The following is a 26989-nucleotide window of genomic DNA, read 5'->3' on the forward strand; positions in this document are numbered from 1 at the left end:
AAAAAGCGAAAAGCCCGGATGGACCGGGCTTTTCGCTTTTGTAATAGAGGATTGTGTCACTTACAGGTTATACTCGGCAAACACACGATAGGTGTTGATAAGCAGAGCTGCAAGGTAGAGAATACCGATAATGGTAAAGACCGGGCTTTTCTCTTCGCGTGATGCGCGCTTGTCCATAAAGGGAACAAGTGCCCAGAAAATAGCTCCTACCGTGAAGAAGATAATGGCATAGAACTCTCCGTTCTCAAAGCTGAAATCTTTCAGGAGCAGGAACTGAGCCCAGAAATACCACTCAGGCTTGATACCAAGAGGTGCCGGTGAAAGCGGATCGGCTTTCAGGCCAACCTCTCCCGGGAAAACCACGGCAAGATAGATAATCAGAACAAAACCGAGAATCCAGCCGATTGCATCCTTGGCAAGAAAGGTCGGGAAAAACTTCTCATAGCCTTTAATACGTCCGGACTCCTTGTAACCGATCGGAGCTGAGGTACCAAGCACCTGAACAAGAAGCAGATGGGCTGAAAGCAGAAGCAGTAAAAGACCCGGAAGCAGCACAACGTGCAGCGAGAACATACGGGTAAGGGTTTCACCGGTAACCTGCTCGCCGCCACGAAGAATGTCGACAAAAAACGCACCGCCGGGAACCACTTTGGGTACTTCCGTACCAACCTGTGTGGCAAAATAGGCGATCTCATTCCATGGAAGCAGATACCCGGTAAATCCGAAACCGAGGCAGAGTACAAAGAGAACAGAACCGCTCAGCCACATCAGCTCACGGGGTTTACGATAGGACTTGAGGAAGAAGGTACTGAACATGTGTATAAATACCGACAGAATCATAAGATTGGCCGACCAGGCATGAATCTGGCGGATGAGCCAGCCATAGGAGACCTCTTTCTGGATAAAGACAAATGAAGCATAGGCTTCCGCTTCAGTCGGCTTGTAGTACTGCAAGAGCAGCAGACCGGTAATGATCTGGATAAGGAAGAAGAAAAGAGTAAGGCCGCCGAAATAGTACCAGAACGAGTGACGGTGCTTGGGAACCTCTTTTTTCTTCAGGTAATCAATAACCGGTACAAGAACCTGGAATCGCTCGGCAAACCATGCATTGAAAGAGCAGCAGCGTGAATCCTTGTATGGGTTTGGGTCCGGACGTTCTACCGGTGGTTTGTAGACTCCGCCTTTCGGGGCTTCCGGCTTTGCGGCGACCGGAGCAGCGGGTTTGGCTGCGCCTGGAACTGCCGGCTTTGCGGCACCCGGAGCAGCGGGTTTCGGTTTGGCCGGAGCATTTCCTGCCAAAGCGTTCTCATTGTTTTCAGCCATATTTCCTGACTCCGTTGGTTTTCAATAATTAAAAAGTTACGCTTTCGTGACAATCAGATCTTCACCCTCAACCCTGACCTTGAACCGTGGCAGTGGCAGAGGCTGCGGGCCGGAAATGATTTCACCGGACTCTTTGTATTTTGCTCCATGACAGGGGCAGGCAATAATATTGGCAGCAGTGTCCCAATGCACAAGACAGCCGAGATGTGTGCACACCGCACTGGTTGCCGTCAGGTTTCCGTTATTGTTGACAACAAGAACCTTGTCCTTGTTGAACTGATAGATTTTACCGCTGTTTACCGGCACATCGGATGCTTTTCCAACAACAATTTCATTCTTGCTTGTAGCAGTAGATACGGGAGGAATGAGGAACTTTACCACAGGGTAGAGTGTCGAAACCGCTACGGCGGCACCAATACCCCCGACCACTTTTCCGAGAAAACTGCGTCGTTCGAAGTCAACCCCTTTCAATCCCTCTTCCCGCGGTTTGCCGGCGGAAATCAACCCGGATGAAGAGGCTGGAGCACCATCTCCAAGTGTGCCCATTCTTGACGGACTCTTGAAATTACCTTGTTGTGCCATTACGATCTATCTCCTTATTAAGAGTATTGTTATAAAATCAAAAAGGTAAAAACCGCCCGGCGGTTTCATTAATATCCGGCTCTCTCTCTGCCTGCCAGTATGACGCTATACAACAAAAAAGCAGAGTTCAGACCTGACTCTGCGGGCCTGAATGAAGTGTGAATTTATAATTTTTTCACTTATTATTCCAATCAATAAACCGTTTAAAACCATTATAGGTCTTGTACATCACCGAATGCTCCCCATCCCTCCATATCCGGCTTCTGGTGAAAAAACGCATAAATTTAGACTGAAGACGAACCGGGTCAAGAAACTCCGATATTCCGCTTATTCCATCAATTATCCGTCCGTCAATCTGCAGCGATAGCTTCGAAGAGAACCTCAGGTAAAACGGTCCGGCGTCCAGAACCCTGTCGTTATGGATGTTCAGAAAAACCTGCTCATCCTTCAGCGCAAGATTCATACTGTGACGCGGTGAAAAAAAGCCTTTTCTGAAATTGCTTTCACAGATTTTAACTGTGTCATAAATAGTTGCCGTTTCACGTTCGTTATCATGCAGAAGCAGCAGGGTAAGAGGCTGATACTCATTGTTCCTGAAATAGATAGCATAATAGATGAGGTCAAAGGCATCGGAAAAGGCCCGGCCCCAGTACCATCGGGAAATATACTCTTGCATCGGAACGGCACCGAAGTTATGATCATGATATCCGGTTGCTCTGACCGGGATCGTGCGAAGCTTTCCGCTTTGCTGTTCCGTCATGGCGATTGAACCCTGAACGTCAGCCTTCGGCACACTTAAAAGCCATTGGTGGAGCGGTACTTTTCCGTGATTGTTGCTGTCTTTTTTTTCATAGACAACTCTTCGGCATGCTTTGAAGAGCAGTGAGGCTTTCACTGCTTTTCTGCGGGCGGGAAAGACGAAATCGATATCAAGCAGGTACTCATCAGTCAGGGGATTAAAGGAAAACCGGTTCTTTTCGAACCGGACACCGATATCCGACCGGCTGCTCTCAAACAGACCGGCACGCCCTTCCCTGATAAAATTCAGGGTCTCCACGCCATGTTCATATAACTGGAAACTGAAACCGGCATAGTCGGACGCCAGGGGAAGTTCGGTGGTTAAACGATTTTTCCAGTTTTCGTAATGAGTGGTATAGTAAGGGGAAAAGGGGAAACCGGAAAACCAGATAAGCACAAAGGAGAGGCCGCTCTCTCTGTCTTCAGCATCAAAATACCACCACTCATAAGCCCCCGGCTCCTGCATGTCATGCCAGAGTTCCTGACTTGATTCAGTGGTAATGTTCATACTGCATGCTGATAGTGTTCAGACCATGATACATTGCAGAATGCCTTGCGTGACACGGCACGACATGGTATTGGACAAAGCAGGGAGAAAGAAGAGGACATTGAATAGTCGCAGCGGAGCAGTATCAGTGAAACAACGGTTAACCGATGTGGACAGAGAGGGAATCGAACCCCCGACACAAGGATTTTCAGTCCTTTGCTCTACCAACTGAGCTACCTGTCCATCCAACAAGAGGCAAAATATAGAAATAATTTTTTTTTCACCAAAAGAAAAAACAAAAACCCGGAAGCCGCCTCAGCCAGCACGGTTACTCCAGGGGCAATTCTGAAAACGTAATCAGTTCAATCCCTTTCAGAATACGGCGAAGTACCGTCTCCTTGCCAAGCACTTCAAGCATATGATAGAGGCTCGGACCGAAACTGACTCCGGAGGCAAGAATTCTCAACGGATGGATCAGTGCCGCAGCTTTCAGCCCTTTCGGAGCAACGAACTCCTTGAGCTTTACCTCGATATTCTCTGCACTGAACGATTCAAGAGCATAGAGCATATCGGTAAATTCCCGCAACAGCTCATTGGTATCCGCCGTCCACCTTTTTTTGACCGCCTCTTCATCATAGGAGTCCGGTTCAAAAAAGAAGTAGGGAGAGAAGGTCACGAATTCATGCTCAAATCCAACCCGCTCACGCATCAGCTCGATTACTTTATTCAGATACTCATCACCGGTGATGACCTCCAGCGGCATCAGCGAAACTTTCTGTTCAAGTTCCGCCTCCAGAATAGGCTTGATAACTCCGAGAATCTTCTCTGCAGGACGCTGCTTGATATACTGCTTTTCAAGCCAGTTGAGCTTGTCAACATTAAATACGGCACCGGCTTTGCCGACCCGCTCAAGTGAAAACTTCTCAATAAGATCCTGCATACTGTATACTTCCTGCTCACTTCCCTCTCCCTCGTTCCATCCGAGCATGGCCACAAAATTGATAATCGCATCACTGCTGTAACCCTTGCGGACATAGTCCTCTACAGCAACATCACCCTGTCGCTTGCTGAGCTTGGATCGGTCGGGGTTGAGCAGGAGGGGCAGATGGGCAACCTTCGGAGGCTCCCAACCGAAAAACTCATAGAGAAGAAGATGCTTCGGCATGGAAGGAAGCCACTCCTCTCCCCTGATGATGTGGGTAAACTCCATCAGATGATCATCAATGACACTGGCAAAGTGATAGGTCGGAAATCCGTCCGACTTCATCAGTACCTGGTCATCAATCGTAGCTGAATCGAATTCTATCGGACCGCGGATAATATCTTCAAACCATACAGAGACATAATCAGGCACTTTCATCCTGATGACATAGGGATCACCTGCGTCCAGTTTCTTCCGGATTTCACTTGCCGGTACTGAACCTCCAAGCTCTTCAGGAAGCCATTTCCTGTTGTATTTAGGCTGAAGACCCTGCTTCAGTTGGAGCTGCCGGTTCTCTTCAAGCTCTTCAGACGTTGCAAAACAGTAGTAGGCATGGTTGTCTTCAAGTAACTGGTCGCAATAACGCTTATAGATGTCAAGCCGCTCGGACTGGACGTAGGGGCCATAATTTCCGCCGCGTTCAGGGCTTTCATCAGCAATAATACCTGCCCATTCAAGCATCCTGATAAGATTCTTCTCTGCTCCCTCCACCTTTCTGGTTTGATCGGTATCTTCAATTCTGATAATGAAGTCCCCATCCATTTTTTTTGCAAACAGGTAGTTGTAGAGTGCGGTTCTGAGTCCGCCTACATGTAGATATCCTGTGGGAGAAGGTGCAAACCTGGTCCTGACCCTTTTTCCAACCATAATGAGCGTCGTACTGTTATTGTTGAATTGACAGTGAACTATCGCAAGAGCAATGAATTTAAGAAAAAGTAGCTGCTTTTTTCAGACTGAATGATAAAAGATTAACCCGAAACTCCTGAATCAGAGTGATGAGCGGCAAATCGATCACCGGAATGGGTGTTTAAATAAACTTTTTGTTTTCCATTGCAGTTCTACTTTTAATTACTTTAACTGTAGTAAGTTAGATTTTATATCATAACTCCACCACTTTATGGCTGAAAATCCTGTGAAGAAGTCAGGAAAAGATGATTCCCGAAACAGATTCAAGCCGGTGAACGATGAAGATCGCAATCCCGGATGGTTTCAGGGAAAAGGCGAAAGCCCGCAGGGGAAGTTTCCCCGTTTTCTCCTCTTTATGATGGTTGCGCTGATTATGCTCTTTGTGTTCCAGCGATTTTTCTCAGGCAGCGAAGGCCCGGAAATCACCTATAACGAATACCGTTCGGTTCTGTCAAGAACCCTGGTAAGCGAGGTGACCGTCAAGACCATGGAGGATAAATCGGCACTGCTGAATGTAAAGCTGAAAAACTCAATCCAACTGACGCTGGCCAACAGAACAGTACTGCAAAGTGACCGTTTTTCCGTAAGGGTTCCCTCTTTCACTACCGAACAGGCTGACCTCCTCACGGACCAGGGCATCAGACTCAATGTAGAGAACGGTTCCGGCAGCCTGAATACCTTTCTTGTCCTCTTTGCCCCCTGGATCATCTTTGGTGTGATCTATTTTCTCCTCATGAGGCGCATGAACAGTCAGAACGGCGCCCAGGCCAAAAACATTTTCAGCTTCAGCAAGAGCCGGGCAAAACTTGTAAGCGAATTTGATGTAAAAACCACCTTCAAGGATGTTGCCGGGGTTGACGAAGCGGTTGAAGAGCTGCAGGAGACGGTTGAGTTTCTGACAAATCCTGAAAAATTTCAGAAAATCGGCGGGAAAATACCAAAAGGTGTACTCCTGCTCGGTCCTCCCGGCACAGGAAAAACGCTTCTGGCCAAAGCCATTGCCGGAGAGGCAAAGGTTCCGTTTTTCTCGATCTCCGGAGCTGATTTTGTGGAAATGTTTGTTGGCGTTGGCGCAGCAAGAGTCCGTGACCTGTTTGAACAGGCAAAGAAAAATTCGCCCTGCATTATTTTTATTGATGAAATTGATGCTGTTGGCAGAAGCCGTGGCGCGGGTCTCGGAGGAGGTCATGATGAGCGGGAGCAGACTCTGAACCAGCTCCTTGTTGAGATGGACGGATTTACCACAAGCGAGAATGTGATCCTCATTGCCGCAACAAACCGCCCTGATGTGCTCGACACTGCCCTGCTTCGACCGGGACGCTTTGACCGCCAGATCACCATAGACAAACCCGATATACGGGGGCGTGAAGCCATCCTGAAAATCCATACCCGAAATACACCTCTTGGTGACACTGTAGATATCAGCGTCCAGGCTAAAAGCACTCCGGGATTTTCAGGAGCCGACCTGGCAAATCTTGTTAATGAAGCTGCACTGCTGGCCGCACGCAACGGACAGGATCTTATTTCCGCTGATAATTTCGAGCAGGCACGCGACAAGATTCTTATGGGACCGGAAAGAAAAAGCATGATTATTTCTGACGAGCAGAAAAAACTTACCGCATATCATGAAGCCGGTCATGTTCTGGTTGCAAGCTATACCAGGGGATCAGATCCCATTCACAAAGTAACGATCATTCCAAGAGGCCGCAGTCTCGGTCTGACGGCTTATCTGCCTCTTGAAGACCGCTACACCCATAACCGTGAGTACCTGCAAGCCATGATCACCTATGCCCTTGGAGGAAGAGTGGCGGAGGAGCTTGTGTTTCAGGAGAGTAGCACCGGTGCGGCAAACGATATTGAGAAAGCTACCGATATCGCCCGCAGAATGGTGCGCCAGTGGGGAATGAGCGACAAGCTCGGTCCGATTAACTATGGCGACAGTCACAAGGAGGTTTTTCTGGGTAAGGATTACTCCCACATACGCGAATACAGTGAAGAGACCGCACTCCAGATTGATGTGGAAGTCCGTAACATCATTATGTCGTGCATGGAAAATGCCAAAAAGATTCTCAGTGAAAACCGGGATATTCTCCATCGGCTTGCCGGTCTCCTCATTGAAAAGGAGTCGCTCAATGCGAAAGAGATCGCGGAAATTATAGGCCATACAGAGCGTGCTGTGGGCCTGGCAACATCATAAGCCACCAAAAGGAAAACCGGGAGAAGAGAAACGTATGCAGCTTGTTGCTCTGCTTGCTATCGGAACTTTTGCAGGACTGCTCTCCGGAATGTTCGGAGTAGGCGGTGGCGTGATCATAGTACCGGCAATGGTGCTGCTCTTCGGTATGACGCAGCAGAGTGCTGTCGGAACTTCACTGATTGCACTGCTGCTCCCGGTCGGAGTGCTCGGCGTCATAGAGTATTATCGTGCCGGGAAAATTTCAGCGGAGAACATCTGGATAGGGCTGATTGTTGCTGCCGGTCTTTTTGCGGGCGCTTTTTTCGGTGCAAAAATAGCCGCACAGATGCCCGGTGATATACTCCGGAAAGCCTTTGCAATTTTTATGGGAATTGTTGCTCTTCAAATGTGGTTTAAATAAGCTGATACATAACAATAACCTAAGCCAACTATCACTATGGGAAACACAACCACAAAAGCTGATCTGGTCAATGTTATTGCCCACAGAACAGGTCTGACGAAAAACGAAACAGAATCTGTCGTTGACTGCCTGTTTGAAAGCATCATTGACTCACTGAAATCCGGAAAACGGATTGAAATCAGGGGATTCGGCTCTTTCAACATCAGGTACAAGAATTTGCGTCAGGCACGCAATCCGAGAACGGGTGAAAAAGTGACGGTTGATCCCAAAAACGTACCGACGTTCAAAATTTCAAAAGAGTTCAAGCATGCTGTAAGCGAGAGTCTGAAATCCGGTGGCGAATAGCTTCAAGGGAGAAACTGCTCCGTATTAACCATACAGCACTTCGGGCTCAAAACAGGGCTTAGGGTTTTTTATTTCTGATCAGCACTCTTCTTGACCAAAACAAGACGATAAGCTGCCAGGTAATCCGGCAAACAACACAGGCAGCCGTTTACCCGACAGGTATAAAAAATGAACGGCAGCCGTAACTGCCGTTTCATGATGTTCAGATTCAAAAAAGTGCTCTGCCCGGTTCCCGTGATCAATGAGGCGAAAATAACCCATTATTGACCGGAAAGCAGGAGTAGTTGCACTCGCCTTACTACTCACCGCAATCGTTACTCTCCCTCAAAATCGGTAAGCGAGTATACGCTGTATCCTTTTTCAAGAATTTTCCTCTCCCCTCCGATATCGGGAAGGTTAACGATAAAAGCCATTTCAGCAACAACACCTCCGACCTTTTCAACCAGAGCTGCCGCAGCAAGAGCTGTTCCACCGGTAGCAAGCAGATCATCTACGAGCAGAACCTTCTGGCCTGGCTTGAGAGCGTCCACATGAATTTCAATCTTGTCGGTACCATATTCAAGTTCATACTCCTGGGAGACAACATCTGCAGGAAGCTTACCCGGCTTTCTGACCGGAACAAACCCCTTGCCGAGCGTATAGGAGAGTGCTCCGCCGATAATAAAACCCCGTGCCTCAATGCCAACAATCACATCAAAATCAACACCGTTCAGAAGATAGTGCTGTGTCAGATTATCGATAACCAGCCTGAAACCCACCGGGTCCTTGATGAGGGTGGTAATATCACGAAAGAGAATCCCTTTTTTCGGATAATCGGGAATCGAACGGATACGGGATTTAATAGGCATGGATTGCAGGATTTAATTGTTGATGACAGCTTGTTGAAACCAGTAAAAAAAATTAAAAATCAAGATAACAGTCTCCCCTGTAAATTCAAATCCTCATCCAGCCGCTCAATCAGCACCGGCAGCTCTCTTCCGCACAGCGAGTACTCCTCTCCTCTGCCGGCTCTGTCGACCAGCACCCGAAGATAGTTACGACTGTATCCGCAGGATTGCGGGATGCCATTGATCTCCTGCCGGCACGCTTCAAAAAGCACCATACACGTCGCACCGATATAGCGCTCCTTGAAAGCCGCCTCCTTGCGGCGTCCAAGATCATTCAGCACCCTGCTGCGACGGGCAATTTCTGCCGGAGCAACCGCAATAAGCTCACGGCTCGCTGTCTGGCGGGCAAGAGCGGTTCCGGGTCGTATGGAACAACTGAAAACGTGCAGATAGGCAAGTGGAAGTTCTTCAATAAACCGGCAGATCTGAAGAAAATCCTCCTTGCTCTCACCGGGAAAGCCAACCATCACATCCGCTCCGATCGAACAATCGGAGATATGCGATGCGACCTCTCTTATTCTCTCCCGGTACAGCGCTGTATCATAGCGGCGACGCATAGCTTTGAGAATGCGATCAGAACCGCTCTGAAGAGGAATATGCAGATGCGGAACAATGGTTTTCGAATTCGCAACCAGTTCTATGAACTCGCTGTCCACAACATCAGGCTCTATGGAACTGATGCGAATACGGCTGACAGGAACCTTTTCAAGGTTGCGTAACAGCTCCGGGAGCCCGATTCCGTTCTCCAGGTAATCACCGATATTAACACCGGTCAGCACAATCTCACGGTATCCGGACGAAGCAAGTATCATGGCCCGGGCAACGATCTCTTCCGGCGGAAGCGATCTTGATCGCCCCCTGATCAGTGGAATGGTACAGTAGGAACAACCATAATCACATCCATCCTGTATTTTCAGAAATGCTCTTGTTCTGTCATGCCCCTCTACAGAGGTTGAAGAGTAACCGGGATAGACAGCGTCTTTCAACCCATGTTGTGACACCTTTACCAATGGAAGCGATAGGGCACCGGCTATAATATCGTCATACCATTTTATAGCAAACTTCTCTTTGCTTCCAAGAATTGCATCAATCCCTTTTATTGCTGAAAGCGCATCCGGATTCAACTGGGAATAACATCCTATAACGGCTATTCTGCTGTCAGGATTATTCCGTATGATCCCTCTGATTTTCTGACGGCATTTCTTTTCAGCCTGTGCCGTGACTGCACAAGTGTGAATAATAATAAGTTCAGCACCCTCTTCGATTGATGATTGCGTCCAACCCTGACTGCATAAGCTCTCAAGTATGGATGATGTTTCAGCATAGTTCAGCTTGCATCCAAGGGTAACAGCGGCAACTCTTTTCATAGGATAATCACTCATATAACTCATGCATCAATATGAGGTCAAAAAACGCATATTGGCCGAAAAAATATAACAGGCATAAAAATACAAATCACAATGAGCACATCTTGCAGGCAAAAATATATTATTCTATATTTTTATGAATTGATAAAACCGATCTCTAATACTACTCTTTCAAACATAACTATATAGTACGATGAGCACCCTCAAAAAGGATTCAGGGTCACCTGATAAATATGATATTTTCATTCGAAGAATAGACCACTTCCAGTCACTCGTTGAAGAAAAAAAGAATCTTCAGGCTAAAATCACCTTTATTCAACAGGAATATCAGGAAAAAATAAGGCCACTGGAAGAGGAACTTGCCGGTATTATAAAGAAGCTTGAGGCAAATCTGTCAAAACTTGAAGGGGGGGTACCGCAACCGGCGGGCACGGCAAAATTCAGCCGGGGTCAGCTGGGCACGTCAATCAAGGATCTGCTCCGCGCCAATCCTCAAAAAACCTTTAAACCTCGAGAGATAGCCGAAGGCCTTAATACCAAAGGCACAACGGTCAGTCTCTGGTTCAACAAATATGGAGTAAACGACCCTGAAATCGACCGGGTACCTGCCGGAAAGGATGGGAAACGATTTGTTTACAAGATAAAGTAACACACACCACCACCCGCAGAAGCCAGAAACAGAAAACGCACCCCGGTGCGTTTTCTGTTATAATCTCTTCGTTTAATACCCCAGATTTCTTTTGTTCCTGAAAAAATTCAGGGCAAGTCCTACCATAATCATATTGCCCACAAGCGAAGAACCTCCGTAGGAGACAAAAGGCAGAGGAACGCCGATGACCGGTATAAGACCGATGGTCATGCCGATATTGATGACAACATGGATAAACAACAATGAAACAAAACCGGCAAGAGTCAGTTCGACAAACCTGTTTTTAATTGAGAAGATTGCCCAGATCAATCTGAGAATCAATACAAGATAACAGGCAATCAAAATCGCTGCGCCAAGAAATCCCAGCTCTTCAGCAATAACACAAAAAATAAAATCTGTCCATTGGGCCGGAATAAAACGGAGCTGTGTCTGTGTTCCATGCAGAAAGCCTTTACCTAAAAGCCCGCCTGAACTTATTGCTATTTTTGCCTGAAGAACATTGTATCCGGCTCCCTGGGGATCAGACATGGGATCAAGAAAAGTCTGAATCCTTTTCATCTGATGCGGCTTCAGTATTTCGGCTGCAAACCGGTTGGTAAATATTCCGGCAACAAGACCTGACAGAAGAACAAACAACTGATGCATCTGATATTTCTTCCTGACATAAACCAGCAGAGCAAAGAGCAAAAGAAAAAGAACAATAACGGCATAGATATTGATAAAACCGGTCAGCATGAGTATAACAGGAAAAACAAGCAGCATAAGAATATAGATATCAAAGCCGGCCATAATAATCATCGGTGCAATAAAAGAGAGGCAGGTAAGCGTAGTCCCCATATCGGGCTGCATCATGATAAGCAGGGCAGGAAGGAGCGGAATGCCGAGTGCAATCATGAGATGGGGTATGGAGAGAATATCGGTATCATCATCGGAAAGAAATCGTGACAAGGCAAGAATAGTGGCCATTTTTGCTATTTCAGAGGGCTGAAAGCTGAAAAATCCGATTCTCACCCAACTGGTCTGACCGGCAATTTTTTTTCCGAAAATCAGCACCACCACCAGAAGGAGAATGCCGATCATGTAAAAAAGATAGGCGTTATCCCTTATAACACGCACATCATTATAGTAGACAAACGCCAACGCAGCAACACCGATAATGCCCCATACAAACTGCCGGTAAAAGAGTGTCGGATCACCGCTTCCATGTGTTGCACTGAAAACCGCCATCAAGCCGAGAACAATCAGTCCGGCCATGGGAAGCAAAAGCCATTTATCAAGCTCGCTTTGTTTTTGCATTGATCAGTTGTATTGCCCTGTTTGCATTATCTTCAGAGACTATAATTTAGTATAGTATTGTGTAAAGCGATTGAACACTTCATAAAAAAAACATGACTGCCACAAAGTTTTCCTGCGGTTTCGCCATTATCATCGGTCCGCCCAATGCCGGCAAATCAACCCTGCTCAACGAATTGCTCGACTATAAACTCTCTATTGTAACACCCAAGCCGCAAACAACAAGAAAAAAAATCACCGGTATCTATCACAACGACAAGTGCCAGATTATCTTTCTTGATACACCGGGAATCATGAAGCCGCAGCAGAAACTGCACGAGTCCATGCTCGGCATCATCCGCGAAACCCTCAAAGATGCCGACATCGTGATCGCCCTTCTTCCCTACTCCGGCAAAAAGGAGTTTTTTGACCGGGAGTTCGCTGAAGAGCTCTTCAGCAGCTGGCTGAAGCCTGCAGGAAAAAAGATTATTGCTGTACTCAATAAAAGTGACCTGGTGACCGAGGAGCGTCAGCGTGAAGCTGAAGAGTTTGTCCGGAAAACCTGGAACCCTGCTGCCGTCCTCTCGGTTTCAGCCCTGAAAGGGAGTAACCTCCCCATCCTGATTGAGACTATTCAGCCATATCTCCCGCTCAACTACCCGCTCTATCCGGAAGATACACTCAGTACTGCTCCGGAACGGTTTTTTGTAAGCGAAATCATCCGTGAAAAGATATTTCTGCTCTATGGCCGTGAGGTTCCCTACTCCACCGAGGTGGTTATTGATGAGTTCCGCGAGCAGCATGAAGATGATCCGAAAAGAAAGGATCTGATCCGCTGTTCGGTGATTGTTGAGCGTGAGACCCAGAAACAGATCCTGATCGGCAGCAAGGGGGCTGCCCTGAAAAAACTCGGTCAGACCGCGAGAAAGGATATCGAGGAGCTGCTCGGAAGACCGGTCTTCCTTGAACTCTTCATCAAGGTCCGCCCGGACTGGAGAAAGAATCAGAACTACCTGAAAAGCTACGGATACTAAAAAAATAAAAAGGCACCACTATTAATTGTCATGAGCGGTTTGAGTGCAAGGCGGACGGAGCGCAGAAACCGGAGTGTACACGAAAGTACATGAGGATTTCGAGCACCGCCCAACGAAGCAATCCAATCGCGGAATAAATTAATAGTGGTGCCTGAATGAGAAAAGCCCCGACTTGCGGGGCTTTTCTCATTGTACGGTGTAATCAGCAGTGAAGCTTAGTTCTCTGCCGGTTTTGGTTCTGAGGCTTTTTTGTCAGCCGATTTTACCGGAGGCTCAAGTTCGGCAGTTGCCGCCTCAATCTCCTTTTTCTCATTCGGATGAGCCAGCAGGTAGGCCTCGATCTCTTCCTTGCTCTTGTCCTTGAAATACTCAAGAGCTGAAAGAATGATGCGCTTGTTCTCCTTGTCAAATTCAATGACACGAAGCGGCAGCCCGTCTCCGATCTTGAAGGAAGAGTGAATATCCTTCACGCCGCCCTGAAGAAGGTGTGACACCGGAACAAATCCGTCCACATCACCAGGGAGAATGACGATAACGCCCTTCTCAATGATCTGTGAAATCTCACCGGGGGTTTCGGCTCCGACAGCATACTTCTGTTCGAATTCGTCCCACGGATCCTGATTGATCTGCTTGTGACCAAGAGCAATACGGCGTGCATGCACGTCAAACTTGAGCACCTTGACCTCAAGCTCCTGGTTCTTCTTGACCAGCTCGCTTGGATGGCGGATTTTCTTTGTCCAGGAGAGGTCGGAAATGTGAACCAGACCGTCAACTCCGGGCTCAAGCTCAACAAAGACACCGAAATCGGTGATATTGCTTACGGTTCCCTTATGCAGGGAGTTCTCGATATACTTCTCTGAAAGCGCTATCCATGGATCCTCGTTTACACGCTTCATGGAGAGCGAAAGCTTGGTATGATCCTTGTCGATATTGAGGATCACACACTCCACTTCCTGACCGAGGGTTACGAACTGACCTGGATGCTTGATGTGCTGTGTCCAGCTCATCTCGGAGATGTGAACAAGACCTTCAATACCCTTCTCGATTTCGACAAAAGCGCCGTAATCGGTAATGGAGACAACACGACCCTGTGCTTTGGAGCCGACAGGATACTTGAGCTCGATATTTTCCCACGGATGTGACTCAAGCTGCTTCATACCGAGAGAGACTCTCTTGGTGTTCTCGTCAAAGCCGACAACAACAACCTTGATCGGCTGATCAAGATCAACAACCTCTGAAGGATGATTGATTCTGCCCCAGGTGATATCGGTGATGTGCACCAGACCGTCAAGACCGCCGAGATCGACGAAGATACCGAAATCGGTAATGTTCTTGACCGTACCCTCAAGCACCATACCCACCTTGATATTGGCAAGCATCTCTTCACGACGTGCAGCGTACTCCTCTTCGAGGATAACTTTATGACTGACAACAATATTCTGTGTAACCGGATTGATCTTGACAACCCTGAAGTCCATGGTCTGACCGACAAGCGCATCAAAGTCACGAACCGGCTTGACATCGATCTGCGAACCGGGAAGGAAGGCTTCAACACCGGAGAGAGAGACGGTCATACCGCCCTTGACGCGGTTGATGATCTTTCCGTTGATGATGGTATCATTTTCAATTGAATCATAGATCTTGTCCCAGATTCTCAGGACGTCAGCTTTCTTCTTTGAGAGAATGAGCTGTCCCATCTTGTCTTCGATGTTCTCAAGGTACACTTCGACATCATCGCCTACCTTTACCTCATCGTCATCGCGGAACTCAAGCAGGGAGACGATGCCTTCCGACTTGAAGCCGACATCAATCGTGACATCCTTGTTGGATATCGAAACGATTCTTCCCTTTACAATCTCGTCTTCGGTGATTTCATTCAGCGTGCTCGAATAGAGCTGCTCCATCTGTGCAAGTTCAGCGGCTTCGTAGTTTGCAAAAACCTTGATCTTTTTCCTTGCGGGTCTTTCCTTGACCTTTTTGTCCTGTGATGTAAATGCTTCTGCCATTAATTTTTTCCTTCCTCTCTTTGAATTAGCCAGCTTGCCGCGAGAGATTACAGCATGTGGTTTTATGGTTGATGAAAAATAACGTCACTTCGTCCCGGCAGCGAGAGCAAGCGTGTATACTCTCTCTACCTGACTCTCAATAGTTAAATCCGATGTATCAATTTCAACAGCATCAGGATGTTTTTTCAGCGGAGCGTGCTCCCGAAGGGTATCTTCCTCATCACGCTGCTTTATTTCATCCTCAAGCAGATCAAGATCCGGCAGTTCAGCGCCTTCCGGAGACTTCAGAAGCAGCTCGGCATACCGCCGCTTCGCCCGTTCGCGGGCATCAGCAACAAGAAATATCTTCAGTTCAGCATCGGGAAACACAACCGTTCCGATGTCGCGACCATCCATGACCACTGCGCGCTGTCGGCCAAGATCCTGCTGCATCCGGCGGAGCCGGTCACGAACAGGTTTGAGTGAACTGATAAAACTCACCTCACGGCTCACCCTGTTATCGCGGATCTCGGCAGTAACATCACTGCCGTCAAGAATGACACGGTCGCCCTTGAACTCTATGGAAATCGTATCAAGCAAACCGGAAACGCTCCCGGGAGAGCGTCGCAATCCCTCAAGAACGCCCTCTCTGAGTGCCTTGAAGGTTACTGCCCGGTACATTGCACCGGTATCGATATAGGTGTATCCGAGCTTCTCTGCTACCTTTCTGGCTGTCGTACTTTTTCCGGATGCAGCCGGCCCGTCTATGGCGATAATGATACGTTTTTTCCCGATTTCCTGTTTCACTGTAAAATTCCAATTTGGCCTGTCATTTTATAAAATATATTTGCTTTTTCCAAACATAATGGTTACATGTTAAAGCCATGCGCATAATGCGATGGTCTCTCTATTCAATAAACTTATTCTGTTATGTCACTTCGCTGCGGCATTGTAGGACTGCCAAATGTCGGAAAGTCTACGCTTTTCAACGCCATCACGGCCAAACAGGCTGAAGCCGCCAACTACCCGTTCTGTACCATTGAGCCCAATGTAGGAACGGTCCTGGTTCCGGACGAACGGATGCAGTTGATCGCCAATGTTGTTAAAACCCCGACACTGGTACCGACCACGCTTGAAATCGTCGACATTGCCGGACTGGTAAAAGGTGCAAGCAAAGGCGAGGGACTCGGCAACCAGTTCCTCTCCCATATCAGGGAGGTTGATGCCATTGTGCATGTCGTACGCTGTTTTGATGACGAGAACATTATCCATGTTGAAGGCAGGATTGACCCGGCAGATGACATCATCACCATTGAAACGGAACTGATGCTGGCTGATCTTGACAGTATGGAACGCAGAATTGAGCGGCTGCGAAAAAATGCCAAAAAGGAGAAGGAGCTGCTCCTGCAGGTTGACCTGGCTGAAAAGATCATCAGCGGCCTCAGTGAAGGCATTCCTGCCCGCAAGCTGATTGAAACGGATGAAGAGAAGGAGATGGCCAAACAGTTCTTCCTGCTCTCGACCAAACCGATCCTTTTTGCCGCCAATGTAGCCGAAAATGATATTGTTGACGGAAACGCCTATACAAAGAAAGTTGCAGAGATCGCCGCGGCATCAGGCTCGAAGATGCTCATTATCAGCGCAAAAACAGAAGCCGATATTGCCGAACTCCCCGAAGAGGATCGCCCGGAATTTCTTGAAAGCCTTGGACTGAAGATGTCGGGTCTCGACCGCCTGATCCAGACCGCCTATGACCTGCTCGGCCTGCAAACCTATTTTACCGCAGGTGTCAAGGAGGTTCATGCCTGGACCATCCGTAAAGGCGCCGCCGCGCCGGAAGCTGCTGCGGCCATTCATTCGGATTTTGAAAAGGGGTTCATCCGTGCCGAAGTGATGTCCTACCATGACCTGATTGAACTCGGCTCGGAGCAGAAGGTCAAGGAAGCCGGCAAGCTCCGTTCAGAAGGAAAGGAGTATATTGTTAAGGATGGGGATGTTATAGTCTTCCGATTCAATGTTTAGCAACTCTATAAATTTGTTGCGCGATATGACTACTTCGTTGGGCGGTGCTCGAAATCCTCATGTACTTCGAGTACACTCCGGTTTCTGCACTGCCTCGTCCTCATACCGCTCACGACAATTTATAGAGCTGCATTGAAATAGATGCAGCCGCCAAAGGCTGCAAGATGTTCACTTATACTATTCTGAACAGCTATGCACCATAAAGTCACCCCAGAAAGTCCGATAGGCATCTTTGACTCCGGTATTGGAGGGCTGACCGTGGTCAAGGCGATCCGGGCGGCACTCCCCGCCGAGCGGCTGATCTACTTCGGCGATACGGCTCGTGTTCCCTATGGACCGAAATCCCAGATTACCATCCGCAAGTATGCCGCTGACGACACCGCCATACTCATGCGCTATCAGCCCAAACTGATTATTGTTGCATGCAACACCGTTTCCGCCCTTGCTCTTGACGTGGTAGAAAAATCGTGCAGCGGCATCCCGGTTATCGGCGTCCTGAAAGCCGGTGCCGAACTGGCTGTGCAGGTGACCGGAAACAACCGCATCGGGGTTATAGGAACCCAGGCCACGGTCTGCTCGAACGCCTACGCCCGGGAGATCAATCTGCTGAATGAGGATGCAGGGGTTATATCAAAAGCCTGTCCGCTGTTTGTTCCGCTCGCCGAAGAGGGTTTTATTGACCACCCTGCTACAAAACTCATTGCCGGAGAGTATCTTGCCGAGATCAGCAAACACGATATCGACACCCTGGTACTCGGCTGTACGCACTACCCTATCCTTAAGCGGGTAATTGCAGAAATCGTCGGGCCCGGCATCCGCATAATCGACTCGGCGGAAGCGGTTGCCATCAAAACAAAAGAGCTTCTCACCGAGTCCGCTCTGCTCAACCCTGCTGCAACCCCGTCAGTTCCTCACCTGCTTGTGAGCGATCTGCCTCAGAAATTCAGTCAGCTCTACCAGCTCTTTATGGGCTCGGAGCTGCCGGATGTCGAACTGGTTGAGGTATAACCGCGGTGTTCCTGCTGCACGGCTTTTCCTCTTTGCCTTTTGCCGTCACAGTTGTTACTTTTGACTTTTCCTATTGACCTTAATCTCTACAGTGTGAAAGTAAACCTCGACCGTACTTCATCAGGTTTCTGCATAGGCGTGCAGGGCACCATCCATGTCGCTGAAGAAAAACTCCGGGACCCCCAGGGATTATTCTCGCTCGGCGATGTCGTCCACAATGAGGCCGAGGTAAAACGGCTGGAAGCTCTCGGTCTTGTCACTATCGATGAACCCACCTTCCGGAACCTTAAAAATGCCCGCGTACTCATCAGAGCCCACGGGGAACCTCCGGCGACATACAGCGCCGCTGAAGAGAACAATCTTGAGATAACCGATACAACCTGCCCTGTCGTCTCCAGACTTCAGCGGACAACCCGAGCGCTGCATGAACTGGGCTACCAGATCATCATCTACGGCAAACCGACCCATCCTGAAGTTATCGGCATTAACGGTCAGTGTGCAAACAGCGCCATTATCATCAAGCATGCCGACCTCAGCGACCCTGAAGAGACAAAGGCTCTTGACGCAGCAAAAAAAACCGCGCTCATCAGCCAGACCACCATGGATGTCCCCGGATTTTATGAACTTAAGGCCAATCTTGAAGCACGATTTGCTCCGGTTGCTTCCACCCCTCCAACGCCCTGGATGGCTATCCGTGATATTGATATTACGGCCGAAGTGACCGGTGTTCGCTCCATGCCCCGCCATATCTTCAAGGACACCATCTGCCGCCAGGTATCAAGCCGCAACCGGAAGCTGCATGATTTTGCACTTGCCAATGAGGTGATCATCTTTGTTGCCGGTAAAAAAAGTTCAAACGGCCAGGTGCTCTATAATATCTGCAGGGATGCAAATCCCCGGAGCTACTTCATCGAGGATGTCGAGGAGATTCAGCCGGAGTGGCTCGTCTCTCTTAACGGCAGCGGTGTTGCCAGTGCCGGTATCTGCGGAGCAACCTCAACACCGATGTGGCTCCTTGAAAAGGTGGCAAACTATATCGAAAGCAACTTCTCCTGAAGATACCGACATGAATCAACTCTCTCTGACCATCAACGGACGGCCTGTTACGGTGGCTCCCGGCTCAACAATTCTTGACGCCGCCACGGCTGCAGGAATCGAAATCCCCACACTCTGTTTCAACAAGTCGCTTGATGCAACCGGTTCATGCTGGATGTGCATTGTTGAACTCAAGGGAAAAAACCGTTTTGTCCCTGCCTGCGACACACTGGTGATGGAGGGAATGGTGGTTGAAACTGAAAACGAGGCACTCAGCTCAATGAGGCGGCAGTCGATTGAACGCATTATTGAACAGCACAGCGGAGACTGCATGGGACCCTGCGAGCTGACCTGTCCTGCCGGCTGCGATATCCCCGACTTTATTGATGCCATTGCCCGCCATGATGAGCGGGAGGCCATAAAAATCATCAAGGAGAGTATCCCCCTTGCCGGAATTCTCGGACGTGTCTGCCCGGCACCCTGCGAGGATGAGTGCCGTCGCCACGGCATAGACAACCCCGTCTCGATCTGCGCGCTGAAGCGCTATGCCGCTGACTGTGATGCAGAGGCGAGTGAGCGATATCTGCCTGAACTGCCTGAAGACAGCAGCAAAAAGGTTGCCATAGTCGGCAGCGGACCGGCCGGTCTTACCGCTGCGTTCTTTCTTCGCCGCATGGGCCACGCTGTAACCGTACTTGAATCCGGAACAGAGGCCGGAGGAATGATGCGCTACGGTATCCCCCGCTTCCGGCTGCCCGAATCGGTCATCGAAAGTGACCTTGCGACCCTCCGGGATATGGGTATCGAGTTCCGTTTTAACTCCGAGTTCGGCACAGCGGTCACACTGAACGCCGTAAAGAGTGAGTTTGATGCCCTCTTTCTTGCCATCGGCGCACAGAAAGCTGCCACCATGAACATCCCCGGTGAAGATATTCCAGGAGTTGTGAGCGGTATCTCTTTTTTGCGTAAATCTGCTTTTGCTCCTCAAATGCAACCCGGAGCACGCGTGGTAGTGACCGGTGGCGGCAATACGGCCATTGACGCGGCAAGAACGGCAATACGGCTCGGTGCATCCAGCGTCACGATACTCTACCGTCGAACCATCAAGGATATGCCGGCCAACCGTGCCGAAATAGAGGAGGCTCTTGCCGAAGGAGTCACCATTGTCGAACGGGTCGCGCCGACTCTCATCCGCTCACTCAACGACATGCTTGAAATAACCGCCATCAAAATGGAACCGGGAGAGCCCGATGAGAGCGGCCGGAGAAGACCGGTGCCGGTTCCTGGCTCGGAATTCACCGTTAAGGCTGACACCATCATCTCTGCCATCGGCCAGAAGATTGATGCCTCCGCCGCCGAAGCGGCAGCAATAGAGAGCGGAAGCGGCGGCGAACTGCTGGTTGACCCCGGAACATTTCAGAGTGAAACCCCCTGGATTTTTGCCGGTGGTGACTGCGTGAGCGGAGCTGACCTTGCAATCCAGGCCGTAGCCCAGGGAAAACGGGCTGCTCACTCCATTGATCTCTTCCTCAGCGGTAAACCTGTTGTGGCGGAGAAACCCGCTTTCAACTCCTCCTTCGGAGCGCGCGATGAAGCTCCCGAGGCCTTCTACCAGCGGAAATCTCCTGCCGGGAGAGTGCCGGTTCCGGAGCTGACCCCCGAAGTGCGCACAAAATGTTTTGATGAAGTTGTAACCGGCTACACCGCTGAATCTGCCCGGGAAGAGGCAGCGCGCTGCCTCCAGTGCCGCTGCAACGCCATTGCTGATTGCCGCCTGCGGGAACTCGCCTCCCGCTACCTCCCCTCCCAAATAACCCTGCAAAACGACCATCCCGGCTTCTACAAGGCAGAAAGTGCCGAAATCAGCATGGAACGGGAAAAGTGCGTCGATTGCGGCATCTGTGTACGCATGATCGAACAGCTTCACGGCACCACTATCGACCTCACAATCATGACCAAAAGCTGCCCCACCGGCGCTCTGACGCTGCCGGAGTGAAAAAAATGGACTGAGTGGACGAAGAGATGATGGACGATAATGGACAAGATAAAGAGGAAAATTTGGGGCCACGAAACAGACGAAATCACTCGAAAATGTGTTGGGGCGACCCTGCGTGATCGCCCTATTTAAGGATTGACCAAATATTTCTCCTTGTCGTTGCTGTCCTTGAAGTCCTTGTGGTCCTTTTTTATAAAACATCCCCCCCTTTCAAACACCGACAAAAAAAATCCCACCTTTGCTGTTCATATTTGCCGCCATATTGTTATTCTAAAGGGTAGCGGATAATTGAACCCCATGCCTGTGACAAAGATTCCTGCACACTCTGTTGAACTGATTGCGCCTGCGGGCGACATGACCGGGCTGCTCACTGCGCTGAAGGCCGGGGCTGATGCGGTCTATTTTGGCGCTGAAGGCTACAATATGCGGGCCGGAAGCAGCAACTTCACCCCTGCGGACTTTCCGGCAATCAAGGCCCTCTGCCAGGAGTACCATGCCAAGGGGTACCTGGCGCTGAACACCATTGTCTATGACGGTGAGCTAAAAAGGATGAAGCAGACCGTAACCGCAGCAAAAAAAGCAGGATTCGATGCCATAATCTGCTCGGACATGGCCGTTATTGAAGCGTGCCGGAACGCCGATATGGCGTTTCATATCTCGACACAGGCATCGGTCAGCAGCTACAGCGCGGTAAAATTCTATGCCTCTCTCGGGGCAAAGATGATTGTGCTGGCCAGAGAGCTGACCATTGAACAGGTATGCCATATTACCGACAAAATAAAGGATGACGGGCTCGGCGTGAAGATTGAGTGCTTTGTGCATGGCGCCATGTGCGTTGCCGTGTCGGGGCGCTGTTTTATGTCGCAGGATATTTTCGGACGTTCGGCCAACCGCGGCCAGTGCGTTCAGCCATGCCGCAGGGAGTACATCATTACCGATCCGGAGGAGAACAAGGAGCTTGCGCTTGGCACCGATTATGTCATGAGTCCCCAGGATCTCTGCACCATTGAGTTTATTGATGTGCTGATTGACGCAGGCATCAGCGCCTTCAAGATTGAGGGGCGCAGCCGAAGCCCTGAATATGTGCATACGGCAACAGCTGCCTACCGCACGGCAATCGACTTCTGTATAAACCGTCGCAACGATCCACAGTTCAGAGAGGAGTACAGTGAACTGACGACAAAGCTGAAGGAGGATCTTGCCACCGTCTACAACCGGGGATTTTCAAAAGGGTTTTATTTCGGCAAACCGCTTGATGCCTGGGTCCAGGAGTACGGTTCACTCGCGAAGGAGAAAAAAACCTTTATCGGTGATATCAAAAAATACTACCCGAAAGCCGGAGTGGCAGAGATCATCATTCTCGCCCGCGGCCTCAAACAGGGTGAAAAGCTCTCCATCCAGGGGCCGAAAACCGGAGTGGTCATCCTGATGGCCGACTCCTTTCTCACCAACGACCTGCCCGATAACGATGCCCATAAAGGGGACAACGTCACCCTCAAGTGTGCAAAGGTTCGTAAAAACGACAAGGTCTATCTGCTTGAAAAAAGGCGCTGATTTGTTATTTGTCCTGGCAGACCTTGAAGTCCTTTTTCTTCTTTTCCCCCGTTGCTCAAAAAAGAGCCTCTTCTCCTCGTGAAAGCTTTTGTGTACCTTTCAGTATAGTTCACAAGCATTCTCATTCAGGACTGCACAAGGCAAGGAGAGCAGGACGATGATCTACAAAATCATATCCAAAGCCGAGTTCAAACGCTTTATTGATGCACTGGTCAGGAGCAACAGCTCATTCGGCCCGCGCATGGTCGATACCGACAGCCGGGGGGAGGCGGTCTACCAGTTTCAGCCGGTCTCTTCGGTTGACGAGATAGCATTCGACTACACCCGAACAGCCTCCTCTGCCAAGCATTTTTTTCTCCCCTTTCGCCAGGAGCTGTCGCGCTTTCACTTTCATGATGACGACTGGGATCAGAAGGTATCCTATGAAGCCGATCCCGTGGTGCTTTTCGGCCTCAGAGCGTGCGACATCAGCGCACTGAATATTCTTGATGATGTTCTGCTCAACGGCCACTTCCCCTCAGCCTACTATCTTGCAAAACGCAAGAACACCTTTGTGATCGGCATGGATCACCTGCCGCTTCCCGACTGCTTCTGCAAGTCGATGAATCATCACACCGTTCCGACCGGATTCAACCTCTTCTGTTCCGATATCGGGGATGAGTACTATCTGGCCATCAACTCCTCCAAAGCCTTCAATTTCCTCAGGGAGTTCGAAACCCGTGATCCTCAATACGATGAAAACTGTCGTCTGGCTGAACGCCGCAAGCTCATCAGCAGCAGTTTTCGAACCGAGATTGATGTCACCGGGCTACCGGCAATTCTCGACATCGAGTTTGACTCCCCTGTCTGGAAAAAATGGGGCGACAAATGCCTGAGCTGCGGAACCTGCGCCATGGTCTGCCCGACCTGCTACTGCTACTCGGTTGAGGAGTCATTCGAGCCCGACCTGCAAAGCTCCTCTCGCCAGAAAAGACTTTACTCCTGCAACCTTGTTGACTTTGCCGCTGTCGCAGGCGGACACAACTTCCGTCCAAAGAACGGCGACCGGCTCAAATACCGCTACTACCATCAGCACCGGGGGTTTGCCGAAAATGCCAACCAGCAGATCTGCGTTGGATGCAACCGGTGCGGGAAAGCATGTCTTGCTGGGATCAACCCGAAGGATGTCATCAACGACCTAAGACTGGAGAAGGATACATGCACGACCAGCGTTTCGTCATCCCCCGCCAGGAGCTGAACCGGGAGGATTTTGCATCATCGGTGCCGGACTTCAACCGCCGCTCGGAGGTGATGAATACCGACATGGGCTACAAATGCACCGTCACCAATATTGTCCGGCTCACCCGGCAGGAAAAACTCTTCCAGATCCGCATTATCGACCCTGTGGAGAGGGCTCTCTTCAGGTTCCGGCCGGGCCAGTTTCTGATGCTGGAACTCCCCGGTTACGGAGAGGTACCGATCTCCATATCCAGCTCAAGCAGCAACCATGAGTTTCTCGAACTCTGTATCCGTAAGGCCGGCAGTGTGACCTCAGCACTCTTCAATGCCGGTGAAGGCACCCGTGTAGCCATACGGGGCCCCTTCGGATCATCGTTTCCCATGGATGAGATGGCCGGGCATAACGTCCTGCTGATTGCCGGAGGACTCGGCATTGCGCCGCTTCGCGCGCCGCTCTTCTGGATCAACGAGCACCGCAACCGCTTTCTTGATGTCAGTCTGCTCTACGGGGCAAAAGATCCCTCTCAACTGCTCTTCACCTGGCAGTTCAACGAGTGGGATATGATCAGCCATATCGGACTGCACACCATTGTCGAGCAAGGGACGGAAGAGTGGACAGGCAAAACCGGCATGATCACCGAACTCTTCAATGATATTGCCATTGATCCGGCAACAACCTACGCCATTGTCTGCGGGCCGCCGGTTATGTTCAAGTTTGTCTGCGGCTATCTTGACCGGCTCGGCATACCGATGAACCGGATGTTTGTGTCTCTTGAACGGCGAATGCACTGCGGCATGGGCAAATGCTGCCGCTGCATGGTCGGATCCACCTTTACCTGTATTGACGGGCCGGTGTTTGACTACTGGTCGGTCATGAATCTCAAGGAAGCCATTTAGCACTGTAGCGCATGAATCAACAGGGATTACGCTTTGAAAAGCTGAAAATAGCCTCTTTCGACTTCACCTGCTGTGAAGGGTGCCAGCTGCAGCTTGCAAACAGGGAGTCATCGCTTGCCGACTTTCTCCGGCTGCTTGACATCAGAAACTTCAGGGAGATCTCCTCCGAGCGCCATGAGGATTACGATATCGCCCTTGTCGAGGGGAGCATCAGTCGAAGCGACGAGGTTGAGCGCCTTCTGGCAATCCGCCGCCAGGCAACAGTACTGGTGGCTTTCGGCACCTGCGCCTGTTTCGGAGGGGTCAACAGCCTGAAAAACCGGGTTTCCGGGGAAGCTGCCGTCAGCGAAGTCTATGGGGATATGGAGGTCGAAACGCTGCCGGTGCGCAGAATCAGCGAGGTAGTCAAGGTTGATCTCTCCATCCCCGGTTGCCCGGTTGCAAAAGAGGAGGTGGAACGCATTATCATAAGTCTGGTGACCGGCTCACTGGTGACACTCCCGAAATATCCGGTCTGCGTTGAGTGCAAGGCCGCGCTTAACACCTGCCTTTTTGAGCTTGGCGAAATCTGCCTCGGCCCCATCACCCGTGCCGGATGCCATGCGGTATGCACAACCGGCAAAACTCCGTGCCTTGGTTGCCGTGGCCCGGCAGAGGAGATCAACATGGAGGCATTCCTCCATCTGGTCGGAGAGCGGGGACTCAGCCGGAGCGACCTGCAGGAAAAACTTGCTTTTTACAACGCCTTTGACGCATTCACCCCATGAAGCGGGACTATACCATTGCCATCCATCACCTCACGAGAGTTGAAGGGCATGCCAACATCACCATCACCGTCAGGGAGGGCCAACTGATTGAGGCCCGATGGGCTGTTGTTGAAACACCAAGGTTTTTTGAAGTGATGCTCAAAGGGATGAGTGCCGAACGGGTACCGTTTCTGACCTCAAGGATCTGCGGAATCTGCTCGATCAGTCACGCTCTTGCAAGCATCAGGGCGCTTGAAAGGGCCATGCATATTATGCCTCCGGCAGTGGCGGAAAAAACACGACTGCTGGCCATGCACGGCGAAACCTTGCAGAGCCACGCCCTCCACCTCTTCTTTCTTGCCGTGCCTGACTTTGCCGGTACCGCAAGTATTCTGCCGCTCATGGAGTCGCACCCCGACATCGTCAGGGCGGGACTCCAGCTCAAGGAACTCGGCAACGAGATCAGTACGGTCACTACCGGCCGCTGCACCCATCCGGTCAGCCTTGTAGTGGGAGGGCTCAGCAAGGCTCCGGACAAAGCAAAACTTACCGCTCTGCAGAAGATGATCCGGGAGAGAAAACCGCTGCTTGAAACCGCCTGTGCTTTTTTCAGGACACTTGCCATTCCGGAGTTCAGCCGGGAAACCGAGTTCATTTCCCTCTCCAACAGCACCAGCTACCCTTCGATCGGAGGAGATCTCGTTTCAAGCGACGGCATAAAGCGGGACGAGAATGAGTACCTGTTGATGACCAACGAGTACACAAAAGATTTTTCAACCTCGAAATTCACCCGGCTAAGCCGCGAAACCTCTGCTGCAGGGGCACTTGCCCGCTTCAACAACAGCAGCGCATTTCTGCACCCTGAAGCGCTGAAGGCGGCTGAAAGCTTCGGTCTCAGGCCGGTATGCCACAACCCCTTCATGAACAACATTGCGCAGCTTGTCGAGTGCGTGCATATTCTTGAGGATGCTGAGATGCTGATTGATTCACTCCTCGACTCGGAGCTGTCGGCAATCAAAACCCCGTGGAAAGCGCAGGCTGGTTCCGCCACCGGCGCCGTGGAAGCGCCGCGAGGGATACTCTACCACCATATGGAGACCGATTCAGAAGGCCGGGTGGTCAAAGCGGACTGCATCATTCCCACCACGCAGAACAATGCCAATATCGACCTTGATCTGAAGGCTATAGCGGAGTGGGCGCTTGAAAAGGGAAAAAATGACCGGGAGATCGAAAAGCTCTGCGAGATGGTGGTACGCTCATACGACCCCTGCATATCGTGCTCGGTGCACTAAACTTCCT

Annotated in this window: 23 protein-coding genes and 1 tRNA gene; 14 read left to right on the top strand and 10 right to left on the bottom strand. The window is 50.2% G+C overall.

The window, feature by feature from the left end; all coding sequences use genetic code 11:
• Positions 1-60: 60 nt before the first annotated feature.
• The 5 genes from G9409_RS01670 to gltX all read right to left on the bottom strand — a co-directional run bounded on the left by G9409_RS01670 (position 61) and on the right by gltX (position 5039).
• Positions 61-1323 (bottom strand): cytochrome b, encoded by a 1263-nt coding sequence (locus G9409_RS01670; RefSeq protein WP_166807145.1) that lies wholly within the window; start codon positions 1321-1323, stop codon positions 61-63.
• Positions 1324-1359: 36 nt separating this feature from the next.
• The gene (locus G9409_RS01675; RefSeq protein WP_166807146.1) at positions 1360-1905 is read right to left on the bottom strand and encodes a QcrA and Rieske domain-containing protein; all 546 of its coding nucleotides are present in this window, start codon (positions 1903-1905) and stop codon (positions 1360-1362) included.
• 175 nt (positions 1906-2080) lie between these two features.
• A complete protein-coding gene (locus G9409_RS01680; RefSeq protein ID WP_166807147.1) occupies positions 2081-3211 on the bottom strand; it encodes a carotenoid 1,2-hydratase in 1131 nt (376 codons plus the stop codon).
• A gap of 149 nt (positions 3212-3360) precedes the next feature.
• Positions 3361-3433, bottom strand: a tRNA-Phe gene (locus G9409_RS01685).
• An 85-nt stretch (positions 3434-3518) separates the two neighbouring features.
• Positions 3519-5039, bottom strand: coding sequence for a glutamate--tRNA ligase (gene gltX / locus G9409_RS01690; RefSeq protein WP_166807148.1), 1521 nt, complete (start codon positions 5037-5039; stop codon positions 3519-3521).
• A 250-nt stretch (positions 5040-5289) separates the two neighbouring features.
• Here gltX and ftsH point away from each other — a divergent pair, with 250 nt between their 5' ends.
• Genes ftsH through G9409_RS01705 form a run of 3 tightly spaced genes read left to right on the top strand, consistent with a single transcriptional unit; the run spans position 5290 to position 8020 of the window.
• On the top strand, positions 5290-7275 hold the full coding sequence (gene ftsH / locus G9409_RS01695; protein WP_166807149.1) for an ATP-dependent zinc metalloprotease FtsH: 1986 nt from the start codon (positions 5290-5292) through the stop codon (positions 7273-7275).
• Positions 7253-7675 (top strand): sulfite exporter TauE/SafE family protein, encoded by a 423-nt coding sequence (locus G9409_RS01700; protein ID WP_328700114.1) that lies wholly within the window; start codon positions 7253-7255, stop codon positions 7673-7675. The genes ftsH and G9409_RS01700 overlap by 23 nt, the downstream gene beginning before the upstream one ends.
• Positions 7676-7711: 36 nt before the next feature.
• Positions 7712-8020 (top strand): HU family DNA-binding protein, encoded by a 309-nt coding sequence (locus G9409_RS01705; RefSeq protein WP_076792050.1) that lies wholly within the window; start codon positions 7712-7714, stop codon positions 8018-8020.
• Between the two features lie 314 nt (positions 8021-8334).
• Here G9409_RS01705 and G9409_RS01710 read toward each other — a convergent pair whose 3' ends face one another.
• On the bottom strand, positions 8335-8868 hold the full coding sequence (locus G9409_RS01710; protein WP_006366253.1) for an adenine phosphoribosyltransferase: 534 nt from the start codon (positions 8866-8868) through the stop codon (positions 8335-8337).
• 59 nt (positions 8869-8927) lie between these two features.
• Positions 8928-10289 carry a tRNA (N(6)-L-threonylcarbamoyladenosine(37)-C(2))-methylthiotransferase MtaB gene (gene mtaB / locus G9409_RS01715; protein ID WP_235923210.1) on the bottom strand — a complete coding sequence of 454 codons (1362 nt, stop codon included), beginning with the start codon at positions 10287-10289 and terminating at the stop codon, positions 8928-8930.
• A 178-nt stretch (positions 10290-10467) separates the two neighbouring features.
• Between mtaB and G9409_RS01720 the strand changes: the two genes are divergently transcribed.
• Positions 10468-10923 carry a hypothetical protein gene (locus G9409_RS01720; RefSeq protein WP_166807150.1) on the top strand — a complete coding sequence of 152 codons (456 nt, stop codon included), beginning with the start codon at positions 10468-10470 and terminating at the stop codon, positions 10921-10923.
• A gap of 72 nt (positions 10924-10995) precedes the next feature.
• On the opposite strand, the gene rodA is transcribed toward G9409_RS01720, so the two are convergent.
• Positions 10996-12219 carry a rod shape-determining protein RodA gene (gene rodA, locus G9409_RS01725; RefSeq protein ID WP_166807151.1) on the bottom strand — a complete coding sequence of 408 codons (1224 nt, stop codon included), beginning with the start codon at positions 12217-12219 and terminating at the stop codon, positions 10996-10998.
• Positions 12220-12311: 92 nt separating this feature from the next.
• Between rodA and era the strand changes: the two genes are divergently transcribed.
• Positions 12312-13229, top strand: coding sequence for a GTPase Era (era, locus tag G9409_RS01730; RefSeq protein ID WP_166807152.1), 918 nt, complete (start codon positions 12312-12314; stop codon positions 13227-13229).
• Positions 13230-13444: 215 nt separating this feature from the next.
• Here era and rpsA read toward each other — a convergent pair whose 3' ends face one another.
• Both rpsA and cmk read right to left on the bottom strand, forming a co-directional pair.
• Positions 13445-15235: a 30S ribosomal protein S1 gene (rpsA, locus tag G9409_RS01735; RefSeq protein WP_166807153.1), complete on the bottom strand. Its 1791-nt coding sequence runs from the start codon at positions 15233-15235 to the stop codon at positions 13445-13447.
• An 84-nt stretch (positions 15236-15319) separates the two neighbouring features.
• Entirely contained in the window at positions 15320-16021 is a 702-nt protein-coding gene (cmk, locus tag G9409_RS01740; protein ID WP_166807154.1) for a (d)CMP kinase, read from the bottom strand.
• Positions 16022-16144: 123 nt separating this feature from the next.
• On the opposite strand from cmk, the gene ychF reads away from it, so the two are divergent.
• The 9 genes from ychF to G9409_RS01785 all read left to right on the top strand — a co-directional run bounded on the left by ychF (position 16145) and on the right by G9409_RS01785 (position 26982).
• Positions 16145-17236 carry a redox-regulated ATPase YchF gene (gene ychF / locus G9409_RS01745; RefSeq protein WP_166807155.1) on the top strand — a complete coding sequence of 364 codons (1092 nt, stop codon included), beginning with the start codon at positions 16145-16147 and terminating at the stop codon, positions 17234-17236.
• Positions 17237-17428: 192 nt separating this feature from the next.
• Positions 17429-18244 (top strand): glutamate racemase, encoded by an 816-nt coding sequence (murI, locus tag G9409_RS01750; RefSeq protein ID WP_166807156.1) that lies wholly within the window; start codon positions 17429-17431, stop codon positions 18242-18244.
• 93 nt (positions 18245-18337) lie between these two features.
• Entirely contained in the window at positions 18338-19300 is a 963-nt protein-coding gene (locus G9409_RS01755; protein ID WP_166807449.1) for a 4-hydroxy-3-methylbut-2-enyl diphosphate reductase, read from the top strand.
• A 10-nt stretch (positions 19301-19310) separates the two neighbouring features.
• Complete coding sequence (locus G9409_RS01760) at positions 19311-21275, top strand: FAD-dependent oxidoreductase (protein ID WP_166807157.1); 1965 nt, start codon at positions 19311-19313, stop codon at positions 21273-21275.
• Positions 21276-21572: 297 nt separating this feature from the next.
• Positions 21573-22829: a peptidase U32 family protein gene (locus G9409_RS01765; protein ID WP_166807158.1), complete on the top strand. Its 1257-nt coding sequence runs from the start codon at positions 21573-21575 to the stop codon at positions 22827-22829.
• Positions 22830-22986: 157 nt separating this feature from the next.
• Positions 22987-24066 (top strand): 4Fe-4S dicluster domain-containing protein, encoded by a 1080-nt coding sequence (locus G9409_RS01770; RefSeq protein ID WP_166807159.1) that lies wholly within the window; start codon positions 22987-22989, stop codon positions 24064-24066.
• A 53-nt stretch (positions 24067-24119) separates the two neighbouring features.
• On the top strand, positions 24120-24944 hold the full coding sequence (locus G9409_RS01775; RefSeq protein WP_166807450.1) for an FAD/NAD(P)-binding protein: 825 nt from the start codon (positions 24120-24122) through the stop codon (positions 24942-24944).
• Positions 24945-24955: 11 nt separating this feature from the next.
• On the top strand, positions 24956-25711 hold the full coding sequence (locus G9409_RS01780) for an NADH-quinone oxidoreductase subunit B family protein (RefSeq protein WP_166807160.1): 756 nt from the start codon (positions 24956-24958) through the stop codon (positions 25709-25711).
• A complete protein-coding gene (locus G9409_RS01785) occupies positions 25708-26982 on the top strand; it encodes a Ni/Fe hydrogenase subunit alpha (RefSeq protein ID WP_166807161.1) in 1275 nt (424 codons plus the stop codon). Before G9409_RS01780 ends, G9409_RS01785 begins: the two co-directional genes overlap by 4 nt.
• The last annotated feature ends 7 nt before the right edge of the window (positions 26983-26989 follow it).

It is taken from the genome of Candidatus Chlorobium masyuteum (genome assembly GCF_011601315.1).
Taxonomy (GTDB): Bacteria; Bacteroidota; Chlorobiia; order Chlorobiales; family Chlorobiaceae; genus Chlorobium; species Chlorobium masyuteum.

Bases quoted from the DNA above. Each gene is read 5' to 3' on its own strand.
- G9409_RS01670 (WP_166807145.1), bottom strand. From the start codon at position 1,323: ATGGCTGAAAACAATGAGAACGCTTTGGCAGGAAATGCTCCGGCCAAA.
- G9409_RS01675 (WP_166807146.1), bottom strand. From the start codon at position 1,905: ATGGCACAACAAGGTAATTTCAAGAGTCCGTCAAGAATGGGCACACTT.
- G9409_RS01680 (WP_166807147.1), bottom strand. From the start codon at position 3,211: ATGAACATTACCACTGAATCAAGTCAGGAACTCTGGCATGACATGCAG.
- gltX (WP_166807148.1), bottom strand. From the start codon at position 5,039: ATGGTTGGAAAAAGGGTCAGGACCAGGTTTGCACCTTCTCCCACAGGA.
- ftsH (WP_166807149.1), top strand. From the start codon at position 5,290: ATGGCTGAAAATCCTGTGAAGAAGTCAGGAAAAGATGATTCCCGAAAC.
- G9409_RS01705 (WP_076792050.1), top strand. From the start codon at position 7,712: ATGGGAAACACAACCACAAAAGCTGATCTGGTCAATGTTATTGCCCAC.
- G9409_RS01710 (WP_006366253.1), bottom strand. From the start codon at position 8,868: ATGCCTATTAAATCCCGTATCCGTTCGATTCCCGATTATCCGAAAAAA.
- mtaB (WP_235923210.1), bottom strand. From the start codon at position 10,289: ATGAGTGATTATCCTATGAAAAGAGTTGCCGCTGTTACCCTTGGATGC.
- G9409_RS01720 (WP_166807150.1), top strand. From the start codon at position 10,468: ATGAGCACCCTCAAAAAGGATTCAGGGTCACCTGATAAATATGATATT.
- rodA (WP_166807151.1), bottom strand. From the start codon at position 12,219: ATGCAAAAACAAAGCGAGCTTGATAAATGGCTTTTGCTTCCCATGGCC.
- era (WP_166807152.1), top strand. From the start codon at position 12,312: ATGACTGCCACAAAGTTTTCCTGCGGTTTCGCCATTATCATCGGTCCG.
- rpsA (WP_166807153.1), bottom strand. From the start codon at position 15,235: ATGGCAGAAGCATTTACATCACAGGACAAAAAGGTCAAGGAAAGACCC.
- ychF (WP_166807155.1), top strand. From the start codon at position 16,145: ATGTCACTTCGCTGCGGCATTGTAGGACTGCCAAATGTCGGAAAGTCT.
- murI (WP_166807156.1), top strand. From the start codon at position 17,429: ATGCACCATAAAGTCACCCCAGAAAGTCCGATAGGCATCTTTGACTCC.
- G9409_RS01760 (WP_166807157.1), top strand. From the start codon at position 19,311: ATGAATCAACTCTCTCTGACCATCAACGGACGGCCTGTTACGGTGGCT.
- G9409_RS01765 (WP_166807158.1), top strand. From the start codon at position 21,573: ATGCCTGTGACAAAGATTCCTGCACACTCTGTTGAACTGATTGCGCCT.
- G9409_RS01770 (WP_166807159.1), top strand. From the start codon at position 22,987: ATGATCTACAAAATCATATCCAAAGCCGAGTTCAAACGCTTTATTGAT.
- G9409_RS01775 (WP_166807450.1), top strand. From the start codon at position 24,120: ATGAATACCGACATGGGCTACAAATGCACCGTCACCAATATTGTCCGG.
- G9409_RS01780 (WP_166807160.1), top strand. From the start codon at position 24,956: ATGAATCAACAGGGATTACGCTTTGAAAAGCTGAAAATAGCCTCTTTC.
- G9409_RS01785 (WP_166807161.1), top strand. From the start codon at position 25,708: ATGAAGCGGGACTATACCATTGCCATCCATCACCTCACGAGAGTTGAA.